Annotated in this window: 8 protein-coding genes, 2 tRNA genes and 2 rRNA genes; 8 read left to right on the plus strand and 4 right to left on the minus strand. The window is 56.9% G+C overall.

Going from position 1 to position 10,293, the window contains the following annotated elements; all coding sequences use genetic code 11:
- Positions 1 to 30: 30 nt before the first annotated feature.
- The 3 genes from AD663_RS07950 (at position 31) to AD663_RS07960 (ending at position 3,829) form a co-directional block, all read left to right on the plus strand.
- Positions 31 to 645, plus strand: coding sequence for a LysE family translocator (locus AD663_RS07950; RefSeq protein WP_003179610.1), 615 nt, complete (start codon positions 31 to 33; stop codon positions 643 to 645).
- A gap of 159 nt (positions 646 to 804) precedes the next feature.
- Complete coding sequence (locus tag AD663_RS07955; protein WP_003179612.1) at positions 805 to 1,971, plus strand: cysteine desulfurase family protein; 1,167 nt, start codon at positions 805 to 807, stop codon at positions 1,969 to 1,971.
- A gap of 49 nt (positions 1,972 to 2,020) precedes the next feature.
- Positions 2,021 to 3,829, plus strand: a complete 1,809-nt coding sequence (locus tag AD663_RS07960) for an aminopeptidase P family protein (protein ID WP_003179613.1) — start codon at positions 2,021 to 2,023, stop codon at positions 3,827 to 3,829.
- An 8-nt stretch (positions 3,830 to 3,837) separates the two neighbouring features.
- On the opposite strand, the gene AD663_RS07965 is transcribed toward AD663_RS07960, so the two are convergent.
- Together AD663_RS07965 and AD663_RS07970 are read right to left on the minus strand one after the other, a co-directional pair.
- Complete coding sequence (locus tag AD663_RS07965) at positions 3,838 to 4,428, minus strand: 2-hydroxychromene-2-carboxylate isomerase (RefSeq protein ID WP_003179614.1); 591 nt, start codon at positions 4,426 to 4,428, stop codon at positions 3,838 to 3,840.
- A gap of 31 nt (positions 4,429 to 4,459) precedes the next feature.
- Positions 4,460 to 5,188, minus strand: coding sequence for an SDR family oxidoreductase (locus tag AD663_RS07970; RefSeq protein ID WP_003179616.1), 729 nt, complete (start codon positions 5,186 to 5,188; stop codon positions 4,460 to 4,462).
- An 89-nt stretch (positions 5,189 to 5,277) separates the two neighbouring features.
- Here AD663_RS07970 and AD663_RS07975 point away from each other — a divergent pair, with 89 nt between their 5' ends.
- Complete coding sequence (locus tag AD663_RS07975) at positions 5,278 to 5,844, plus strand: TetR/AcrR family transcriptional regulator (RefSeq protein ID WP_003179617.1); 567 nt, start codon at positions 5,278 to 5,280, stop codon at positions 5,842 to 5,844.
- Between the two features lie 6 nt (positions 5,845 to 5,850).
- Here the strand turns inward: AD663_RS07975 and AD663_RS07980 are convergent, their stop codons facing one another.
- The gene (locus AD663_RS07980; RefSeq protein WP_003179618.1) at positions 5,851 to 6,132 is read right to left on the minus strand and encodes a hypothetical protein; all 282 of its coding nucleotides are present in this window, start codon (positions 6,130 to 6,132) and stop codon (positions 5,851 to 5,853) included.
- A 167-nt stretch (positions 6,133 to 6,299) separates the two neighbouring features.
- Complete coding sequence (rhtA, locus tag AD663_RS07985) at positions 6,300 to 7,187, minus strand: threonine/homoserine exporter RhtA (protein WP_053213524.1); 888 nt, start codon at positions 7,185 to 7,187, stop codon at positions 6,300 to 6,302.
- Between the two features lie 672 nt (positions 7,188 to 7,859).
- Between rhtA and AD663_RS07990 the strand changes: the two genes are divergently transcribed.
- The 4 genes from AD663_RS07990 to AD663_RS08005 all read left to right on the plus strand — a co-directional run.
- Positions 7,860 to 9,396: ribosomal RNA gene (locus AD663_RS07990) — 16S ribosomal RNA — on the plus strand.
- A 122-nt stretch (positions 9,397 to 9,518) separates the two neighbouring features.
- Positions 9,519 to 9,595, plus strand: a tRNA-Ile gene (locus tag AD663_RS07995).
- 10 nt (positions 9,596 to 9,605) lie between these two features.
- Positions 9,606 to 9,681 (plus strand) — tRNA-Ala (locus tag AD663_RS08000).
- A gap of 242 nt (positions 9,682 to 9,923) precedes the next feature.
- Positions 9,924 to 10,293: ribosomal RNA gene (locus AD663_RS08005) — 23S ribosomal RNA — on the plus strand; the annotation flags it as partial.

A 10,293-nucleotide genomic window follows, 5' to 3' on the forward strand; every position in this document is an offset into this window, starting at 1 on the left:
CGACTGGCTGCTCCGACGGATTGACCTGACATGACCCTTTCGCTTGACCTGTTGCTGGGCTTCGCCCTGTTTGCCCTGGTGACGTCGATCACGCCAGGCCCGAACAACACCATGTTGTTGGCCTCGGGTGTCAACTTCGGTTTCAACCGCACCATTCCTCACATGCTGGGTATCACCTGCGGCTTCTTTTCCCTGGTGCTGGCGGTGGGCCTTGGCCTGGGCGCGGTGTTCCAGACGTACCCTCTGCTCTATACGGCGCTGCGCTACATCGGTGCGGCATACCTGCTGTACCTGGCCTGGAAAATAGCTCATTCCGGTCCAGTCTCGGAAAGCCAGCCCGGGGAAAACACACCGATCAGCTATTGGGGCGCCGCAGCATTCCAGTGGGTCAATCCCAAGGCCTGGATCATGGCAATCGGCGCCATCAGCACTTACACGCCCCTGCAGGGTTATTTTTTCAATGTGGTGGTGATCGCGGCAGTCTTTGCTTTGATCAACCTGCCAAGCGTGAGCCTGTGGGTGGTGTGCGGTAGCCTGTTGCGCAACCTGCTGCGTGATCGCCGCTGGCTGCGCGTGTTCAACTGGGGCATGGCCCTGTTGCTGATCGCCTCGCTGTACCCGTTGTTGCTTGAAAGCATCAGTTGAGGGCTGAGCTTCGGCGCGATGCCTGCTAAGCTCGCTGTTCGGGAGCGTTCCTACGCACTTTTAAACGAAGTCCGACTTCTTTAGGGTCTTTGATCAGGTATTGCTAGTCTCGAACCCAACGAGGGCGCCTGATCCCGGAGCAGGCTCTGCGAGTTTCCTATGAATAAACGTCCTTTATATTTCGACTACGCCGCCACCACGCCGGTGGACGAGCGGGTCATCCAGGTCATGGTCAAGTGTCTGGGCTTTGACGGCAATTTCGGCAACCCGGCCTCCAGTTCCCATGCCTTCGGCCAGGAGGCCCGGCGCTCGGTGGAGCGCGCGCGCCAGCAGGTGGCGCAGTTGGTGGGGGCTCAGGTCGAACAAATCGTCTGGACGTCCGGCGCCACCGAATCGAACAATCTGGCTCTCAAAGGCGTCGCCCACGCGCGTGGCGGGGGCGGCGGGCATATCATCACCAGCCTGATCGAACACAAGGCGATTCTCGATACGGCACGGCAGCTCGAAGAAAGTGGCGTTGCGGTGACTTGGCTGGCCCCGGACGCCGAGGGCCTGATCAGCCCGCAAGCCGTTCGCCAGGCAATGCGCGAAGATACGTTCCTGGTGTCGCTGATGCTGGTGAACAACGAGCTGGGCACCGTCAATGACGTCGCTGCCATCGGCGAGATCGTTCGCCAGCAGGGTACGCTGTTGCATGTGGACGCGGCCCAGGGCGCCGGAAAAGTGAAAATTGACCTGGCTCGTTGGCCGGTGGACCTGATGTCTTTTTCCGCCCACAAGATCTACGGGCCCAAGGGCATCGGTGCGCTTTATGTCGGCGACCGTGCGCGGCCGCGGCTGTCGGCGCAGATTCATGGCGGTGGACATGAAGGCGGGTTGCGCTCCGGCACCCTGGCTACCCATCAGATCGCTGCCATGGGCGCCGCATTTGAACTCGCGGCCGAGGCATTCGATGATGAACTGGCAAAAATCGCCCGGTTGCGCAATCGTTTGCTTGAGCCGTTGCTGGCCCTGCCAGGTGTCCGTATAAACGGCAGCGCGACCCGACGAATCCCCCACACGTTGAGCCTGACCTTCAACGAGGGTGAATTCAACCCGGCGACGTTGGGCGCCTCCATAGCGTTTTCCGCGACCTCGGCCTGCAATTCCGCACATAACACCCCATCGCACGTGTTGCTGGCCCTGGGGCACGATGCGCGCGCGGCGGGGCGAACCATTCGCCTGAGCCTGGGGCGCTTTACCACCGAGCAGGATATCGACGAGGCGGTGCGGCTGATCAAGGCAGTCTGCGCGGCGGCTCCGGCGTTTTGGGCAACCACACCATAAGCCGAACCTATTCGGCACCGAACAACAATATTGAACAGCAGGAGAAACGATGAGCACCGAACCTTTGACCCATGGACTGGTTCCCCAGCGCCTGGCCCGGATTCGCCAACTGATGAGTCGCGAAGGCATTCATGCGCTGTTGGTGCCATCGGCCGACCCGCATCTGTCGGAATATCTGCCGGGTTATTGGCAGGGCCGGCAATGGCTGTCGGGGTTCCATGGCTCGGTGGGCACCTTGATCGTGACCGCCAGTTTCGCCGGCGTCTGGGCCGATAGTCGTTATTGGGAGCAGGCCACCAAGGAGCTTGACGGCAGCGGTATCGAGCTGGTCAAGCTCATTCCAGGCCAGCCTGGGCCGCTCGATTGGCTCGCAGAACAAACGCCTCAAGGTGGGGTGGTTGCCGTCGACGGCGCCGTCATGGCCGTGGCATCGGCCCGGACCTTGAGCGGCAAGCTTGAGGAACGCGGCGCGCGGTTGCGCGCCGACATCGATCTGCTCAACGAAGCCTGGTCCGATCGGCCAGACCTGCCTGATCAACCGGTCTACGCGCACCTTCCTCCCCAAGCCACGATCAGCCGGGTCGAAAAGCTCGCCAAGTTGCGTGAAACCCTCAAGGAGCGTGGTGCCGACTGGCATTTCATCGCCACGCTCGATGACATCGCCTGGCTGTTCAACCTGCGCGGCGCGGATGTGTCGTTCAATCCTGTGTTCGTCTCCTTTGCCTTGGTCAGCCAGCAACAGGCGACGCTGTTCGTCGCGTTGGACAAGGTTGACGCGTCGCTGCGTGCCGTTCTAAAGCAAGACGGGGTGACCCTGCGCGACTACAGCGAAGTGGCTGGCGCGTTGCGGGAGGTGCCCGTCGGCGCGAGTCTGCTGGTCGATCCGGCAAGAGTGACCGTCGGCCTGCTGGACAACGTGGACGGCGGTGTGAAGCTGGTCGAAGGACTCAATCCGACGACACTGGCCAAATCCCGGAAAAGCCTGGCCGACGCCGAGCACATCCGGCGGGCCATGGAGCAGGATGGTGCGGCGCTCTGTGAGTTCTTCGCCTGGCTGGAGGGTGCCTGGGGCCGTGAGCGTATTACCGAGTTGACCATCGATGAGCATCTGACCGCTGCGCGCACACGCCGCCCGGATTTTGTTTCCCTGAGCTTCAACACCATTGCTGCGTTCAACGCCAACGGTGCGATGCCTCACTATCACGCCACGGAAGAAGCCCATGCGGTCATCGAAGGCGATGGCCTGTTGCTGATCGATTCCGGTGGTCAGTACCTCGGCGGCACCACCGACATCACCCGCATGGTGCCGGTCGGAACGCCCACCGCCGAACAGAAGCGTGATTGCACCCGCGTGCTCAAGGGTGTGATTGCCCTGTCCCGAGCCAAGTTTCCTCGAGGCATTCTGTCGCCATTACTGGATGCCATCGCACGCGCGCCGATCTGGGCAGAACAGGTGGATTACGGGCACGGCACCGGTCATGGCGTCGGTTATTTCCTCAACGTCCATGAAGGACCGCAGGTGATTGCCTACCAGGCGGCTGCCGCGCCACAAACGGCGATGCAGGCGGGCATGATCACTTCCATCGAACCGGGCACCTACCGTCCCGGTCGTTGGGGTGTCCGCATCGAGAACCTGGTATTGAATCGCGAGGCAGGAAGCAGCGAGTTTGGCGATTTTCTCGAGTTCGAAACCCTGACCTTGTGCCCGATCGACACTCGCTGCTTGGAGCCAGCGCTGCTGACCCAAGATGAAAAGGACTGGTTCAATGCCTATCACGCCGAGGTTCAGCGTCGATTGAGTCCGTTGCTGGAAGGCGACGCGCTGCAATGGTTGAACACTCGGACATTGGCAATTTGATCTAACGGTCAGACGAGGGCTTCACGGACGAAGTCCAGCCGGTCCTGGCCGAAGAACAGTTCATCGCCGACGAACATGCTCGGGGCGCCGAACACTCCTCGCGCAATCGCTGCTTCGGTGGCTGTCTTGAGTGCTTCCTTGATTTGCACGTCAGCCGTCAGGGCCAGCACGTAACCGGGATCGAAGCCCTCCTTGTCCAGGACCGCAGCCACGGTCGCCGAGTCGTTGAGGTTGCGTGCGTCGACCCACAAAGCTCGAAACAGGCAATCGATGAAAGCTTCGAAGCGATCAGGCTGGCGCAGTTGCATGCCGGTTACGGCACGCATCAGCAACAGCGTATTGATCGGGAAATAGGGATTGAGATTGAAGGCAACGCCATAGCGTTTGGCGAAACGATTCAGATCCTTGAAAAGATAAGGACCCTTGGCCGGGATCGTTACCGGTGACGCGTTGCCCGTCGCCTTGAAGACCCCGCCCAGCAACATCGGACGATAGACCAGCGTACTGCCGGTCTGCACACAAAGCGTTGGTAACTGGGTGTAGGCCAGGTAGGCGGTCGGGCTGCCGAGGTCAAAGTAAAACTCCACCGATTTGCTCATCGTTCTGTGCTCTTGTTGTTATGGGGAGGGTTTACCAACGTTCGTTCCAAGGGCGCAGGTCCAGTTCAAAACTCCAGGCGTCGCGCGGCTGGCTGTGCAAGTACCAATAACTGTCGGCGATGTGGGCGGGATTGAGGATGCCGTCGTCATCTTTGGTCGCATATTTTTCCGGGAAGTTATCGCGGATGAAGTCCGTGTCGATGGCCCCGTCCACCACTACGTGGGCGACGTGAATATTCATCGGCCCCAGTTCACGCGCCATGCTCTGGGCCAGGGCGCGGATGCCATGCTTGGCGCCTGCGAAAGCGGCGAACCCCGAAGCACCGCGCAAACCGGCAGTGGCCCCGGTAAACAGAATTGTCCCATGCTGACGCTTGACCATGCGCTTGGCCACTTCTCGGGCGTTGAGGAACCCTGAGAAGCAGGCCATCTCCCAGATCTTGAAATACTTGCGCGCGGTTTCTTCGAGGATGCTGCAAGGAACGTTTGCGCCGATGTTGAACACAAAGGCTTCAATCGGGCCGATCTGGCTTTCGATGCGTTCGATCAGCGCGATGACATCTTCTTCATTGCGTGCATCACAGGCAAAGCCGTGGGCTTCGCCGCCCTGGGCGCGGATTTCATCTACCAATGATTCGAGTTTGTCGGCGCTACGGCGGGTAACGCAAGCGACGAATCCCTCCTGTGCGAAACGCTTGGCAATCGCTCCGCCGGTAGCGTCGCCCGCGCCAACTACCAGTACGACCTTCTTGTTATTCATGATTCGCCTCATTGGTAAACGATCGTTAGCTAAACGGACGTTATGCTAAGATTCGACGAGCGTCAAGGTGAGCAATCAGAGGCCAGAGCATGCGTTATTCAGCCAATCACAAGATGGAAACCCGCGAAAAGCTGCTTGCCAGCAGCGCCGTTTCAGCCAAGAAATCGGGCTTCTCCACGGTTGGAGTCGATGGCTTGATGAAAGCGATTGGGTTGAGCGGCGGAGCGTTCTACAGCCACTTTTCATCTAAGGATGAGCTTTTCAAGGTCATCGTCGAACGGGAATTGGCTCATAGCCTGGATCGCTTGAGTGACGGTGCCATGGACTCTGCGAAACTGGAGCGTTGTCTCAGGCAATACCTGAGCATGAGCCATGTTGAACAGCCCGAGATCGGTTGTGCGCTGCCGGTGTTGGGGGCAGAGATCGCTCGTGCGGATGCCCAAGTGAGAGAAACGGCGCAAGACTGGATCTGTCGGCTGCACAAAAGCTGGGCAAATATACTGGGGAGCGACAGTTTGGCTTGGGCCATCCTGTCGCAATGCGTAGGCGCGCTGGTTGTTGCGCGGATGCTGGCAACGCCGGAGATCCAGCGTGATGTCCTTAAGTCCAATCACGCCGAGATCAGTCGTCGGATCGCTGAACAGCGACCCGACTGACGTCGTTTATTTACAGATGACGATCATGCTGCGACTGGTGTAGCCGGCGGGGTTGAGTCCGAAGGGATAATCCCCAGGCTCTTCGACCGCATCACCGGACTTGGCGATCACCTTGTAACCCTTGGGAGCGCATGAGTCGGCGGCGCGGGCCGCGCACTGATCCCAGGAAGAGGACAGGCCGGAACAGTTAATGTGAAGACCTTTTTTGCCGCGCTTGACTTCAGTTTTCGATGTCGCCGCGCAGCCCGCAACTGCAAGTACGGCGATCAGTATCAAAATTCGTTTCATTCCCGTCCTTATGATCGCCGTGGATCTTACGTCCGCGTGCGAGCGTATTCGCTCTTGCTTGAAGCGTTCATGACGTCCTGTAGGAAAAATCCATGTCTGACATTAGGTTACCGGCCTAAACATGGCCTAAATGTGCGGCAAATGCCAGACCTTCGTTGAATCCTGCTTCAATCCGCCGCGATGACGGGTTTCGCGGTGTTAGCCATTGTCAGCGTTGCACCCACCGACGCGAGAATGATGCAGCCAATGGCCAGCCATTGGGCCAGTGATAAGTATTCATGGAGGAACACAAGCCCGGACAAAGCGCCGATTGCGGGTTCGACGCTCATCAGCGTGCCAAAGGTGCGAGCTGGCATTCGGGTCAGAGAGATCATTTCCAAGGTGTAGGGCAGGGCGGTCGATAAGAGCGCGACGCCTATTGCAACTGGGATCAGGCTCGGGGTGAGCAGCGCGGCACCGGCGTGGATGATGCCGATAGGGGCAACGAACAGGGCGGCGATCATGACTCCCAGTGCGGCGGTCTGGACACCGTTGTCCGCGCCGGCCTTTTGCCCAAAGAGGATGTAAAGCGCCCAGCAGCCTCCCGCACCCAGCGCATAACCAGCGCCGGCCAGATCAATGCCAGTGCCGGCGGCGCCGGCCGGAATCAAAAGAAGCAGGCCGATCACGGCCAGGGCAATCCACAGGAAGTCGATTGCCCTGCGCGATGCATAAATGGCGACCGCCAAAGGGCCAGTGAACTCCAGCGCCACGGCTATTCCCAGGGGAACGGTGCGCAGCGACATATAGAAGAGAAAGTTCATGCCACCTAACGCCATCCCGTACACGATCACGGTACGCAGGGATTGAGCGGTCAGCTTGGCGCGCCAGGGGCGCAGCAATACAAGCATGATGATGCTGGCAAAGATCAATCGTAGTGTGGTGGTTCCTTGAGCGCCCACCTCGGCAAACATGCTTTTGGCAAGGGAGGCGCCAGACTGGATGGAGGCCATGGCTATCAGTAGTAGGGCAACCGGGTAAAGGGTTGATACCAGGCTGCGATGTGAGGATGTCATTGCGAAGTGTTGTCCAGATTAAAGGGCAGAGAAGGTTGTAGTGAGCAGTATATTGCGCAGTCAGAGCGGTTTCGTCCATATATGGGGGTGGATTTAGACCGGCTCGCAGTTAATAGATAGAAAGAACGAATTAAAGGTTGACGGCAAAATCCAGACGTCTATAATTCGCCCCACTTCCGGCGCAGTCGAAACGGAAAACTCCTTGATATTCAATGAGTTAAGTAGGTTTCGAAGGTGCAGGGCTTCAGTTCATCGAGGTCCGGAAGGAGTTGATGGGGCGGTGTTGTAAGGCTCTGTTGACGATTCGATCTTCTCGGTCGAAAGCGGTGAAAAAGAGGTGTTGACAGCAGCGAGTAACGCTGTAGAATTCGCCTCCCGCTAACGAGAGATCGGAAGCGCAAGTGGTTGAAGTTGAAAAGGAAACTTTGAAAACTTCTGAAAATAACCGCTTGACAGCAACACCGGGCGCTGTAGAATGCGCGCCTCGGTTGAGACGAAAGAATCAACCCACCGCTCTTTAACAACTGAATCAAGCAATTCGTGTGGGTGCTTGTGGAGTCAGACTGCTAGTCAACAGATTATCAGCATCACAAGTTACTCCGCGAGAAATCAAAGATGTAACCAACGATTGCTGAGCCAAGTTTAGGGTTTTCTCAAAACCCAAAGATGTTTGAACTGAAGAGTTTGATCATGGCTCAGATTGAACGCTGGCGGCAGGCCTAACACATGCAAGTCGAGCGGTAGAGAGGTGCTTGCACCTCTTGAGAGCGGCGGACGGGTGAGTAATGCCTAGGAATCTGCCTGGTAGTGGGGGATAACGCTCGGAAACGGACGCTAATACCGCATACGTCCTACGGGAGAAAGCAGGGGACCTTCGGGCCTTGCGCTATCAGATGAGCCTAGGTCGGATTAGCTAGTTGGTGGGGTAATGGCTCACCAAGGCGACGATCCGTAACTGGTCTGAGAGGATGATCAGTCACACTGGAACTGAGACACGGTCCAGACTCCTACGGGAGGCAGCAGTGGGGAATATTGGACAATGGGCGAAAGCCTGATCCAGCCATGCCGCGTGTGTGAAGAAGGTCTTCGGATTGTAAAGCACTTTAAGTTGGGAGGAAGGGCATTAACCTAATACGTTAGTGTTTTGACGTTACCGACAGAATAAGCACCGGCTAACTCTGTGCCAGCAGCCGCGGTAATACAGAGGGTGCAAGCGTTAATCGGAATTACTGGGCGTAAAGCGCGCGTAGGTGGTTCGTTAAGTTGGATGTGAAATCCCCGGGCTCAACCTGGGAACTGCATTCAAAACTGTCGAGCTAGAGTATGGTAGAGGGTGGTGGAATTTCCTGTGTAGCGGTGAAATGCGTAGATATAGGAAGGAACACCAGTGGCGAAGGCGACCACCTGGACTGATACTGACACTGAGGTGCGAAAGCGTGGGGAGCAAACAGGATTAGATACCCTGGTAGTCCACGCCGTAAACGATGTCAACTAGCCGTTGGGAGCCTTGAGCTCTTAGTGGCGCAGCTAACGCATTAAGTTGACCGCCTGGGGAGTACGGCCGCAAGGTTAAAACTCAAATGAATTGACGGGGGCCCGCACAAGCGGTGGAGCATGTGGTTTAATTCGAAGCAACGCGAAGAACCTTACCAGGCCTTGACATCCAATGAACTTTCCAGAGATGGATGGGTGCCTTCGGGAACATTGAGACAGGTGCTGCATGGCTGTCGTCAGCTCGTGTCGTGAGATGTTGGGTTAAGTCCCGTAACGAGCGCAACCCTTGTCCTTAGTTACCAGCACGTTATGGTGGGCACTCTAAGGAGACTGCCGGTGACAAACCGGAGGAAGGTGGGGATGACGTCAAGTCATCATGGCCCTTACGGCCTGGGCTACACACGTGCTACAATGGTCGGTACAGAGGGTTGCCAAGCCGCGAGGTGGAGCTAATCCCACAAAACCGATCGTAGTCCGGATCGCAGTCTGCAACTCGACTGCGTGAAGTCGGAATCGCTAGTAATCGCGAATCAGAATGTCGCGGTGAATACGTTCCCGGGCCTTGTACACACCGCCCGTCACACCATGGGAGTGGGTTGCACCAGAAGTAGCTAGTCTAACCTTCGGGAGGACGGTTACCACGGTGTGATTCATGACTGGGGTGAAGTCGTAACAAGGTAGCCGTAGGGGAACCTGCGGCTGGATCACCTCCTTAATCGACGACCGCAGCTGCTTCATGAGCTCCCACACGAATTGCTTGATTCATTGAAGAAGACGATAGAAGCAGCTTTAAGCTCCAAGCTGATAGCTCACGCTAACAGTTACAAGCTCGAAATTGGGTCTGTAGCTCAGTTGGTTAGAGCGCACCCCTGATAAGGGTGAGGTCGGCAGTTCGAATCTGCCCAGACCCACCAATTTTGTTATGGGGCCATAGCTCAGCTGGGAGAGCGCCTGCCTTGCACGCAGGAGGTCAGCGGTTCGATCCCGCTTGGCTCCACCATAAACTGCTTCTGAAAGCTTAGAAATGAGCATTCCATCACGGTGATGATGAATGTTGATTTCTAGTCTTTTGATTAGATCGTTCTTTAAAAATTTGGGTATGTGATAGAAAGATAGACTGGACGTTACTTTCACTGGTAACGGATCAGGCTAAGGTAAAATTTGTGAGTTCTCTTAGTTGAGAAATTCGAATTTTCGGCGAATGTCGTCTTCACAGTATAACCAGATTGCTTGGGGTTATATGGTCAAGTGAAGAAGCGCATACGGTGGATGCCTTGGCAGTCAGAGGCGATGAAAGACGTGGTAGCCTGCGAAAAGCTTCGGGGAGTCGGCAAACAGACTTTGATCCGGAGATGTCTGAATGGGGGAACCCAGCCATCATAAGATGGTTATCTTGTACTGAATACATAGGTGCAAGAGGCGAACCAGGGGAACTGAAACATCTAAGTACCCTGAGGAAAAGAAATCAACCGAGATTCCCTTAGTAGTGGCGAGCGAACGGGGACTAGCCCTTAAGCTTCTTTGATTTTAGCGGAACGCTCTGGAAAGTGCGGCCATAGTGGGTGATAGCCCTGTACGCGAAAGGATCTTAGAAGTGAAATCGAGTAGGACG

Source organism: Pseudomonas sp. Q12-87 (assembly GCF_001269755.1).
Lineage (GTDB): Bacteria > Pseudomonadota > Gammaproteobacteria > Pseudomonadales > Pseudomonadaceae > Aquipseudomonas > Aquipseudomonas fluorescens_S.

Coding starts and splice junctions, on each gene's coding strand:
- AD663_RS07950 (WP_003179610.1), top strand. CDS start 31: ATGACCCTTTCGCTTGACCTGTTGCTGGGCTTCGCCCTGTTTGCCCTG.
- AD663_RS07955 (WP_003179612.1), top strand. CDS start 805: ATGAATAAACGTCCTTTATATTTCGACTACGCCGCCACCACGCCGGTG.
- AD663_RS07960 (WP_003179613.1), top strand. CDS start 2,021: ATGAGCACCGAACCTTTGACCCATGGACTGGTTCCCCAGCGCCTGGCC.
- AD663_RS07965 (WP_003179614.1), bottom strand. CDS start 4,428: ATGAGCAAATCGGTGGAGTTTTACTTTGACCTCGGCAGCCCGACCGCC.
- AD663_RS07970 (WP_003179616.1), bottom strand. CDS start 5,188: ATGAATAACAAGAAGGTCGTACTGGTAGTTGGCGCGGGCGACGCTACC.
- AD663_RS07975 (WP_003179617.1), top strand. CDS start 5,278: ATGCGTTATTCAGCCAATCACAAGATGGAAACCCGCGAAAAGCTGCTT.
- AD663_RS07980 (WP_003179618.1), bottom strand. CDS start 6,132: ATGAAACGAATTTTGATACTGATCGCCGTACTTGCAGTTGCGGGCTGC.
- rhtA (WP_053213524.1), bottom strand. CDS start 7,187: ATGACATCCTCACATCGCAGCCTGGTATCAACCCTTTACCCGGTTGCC.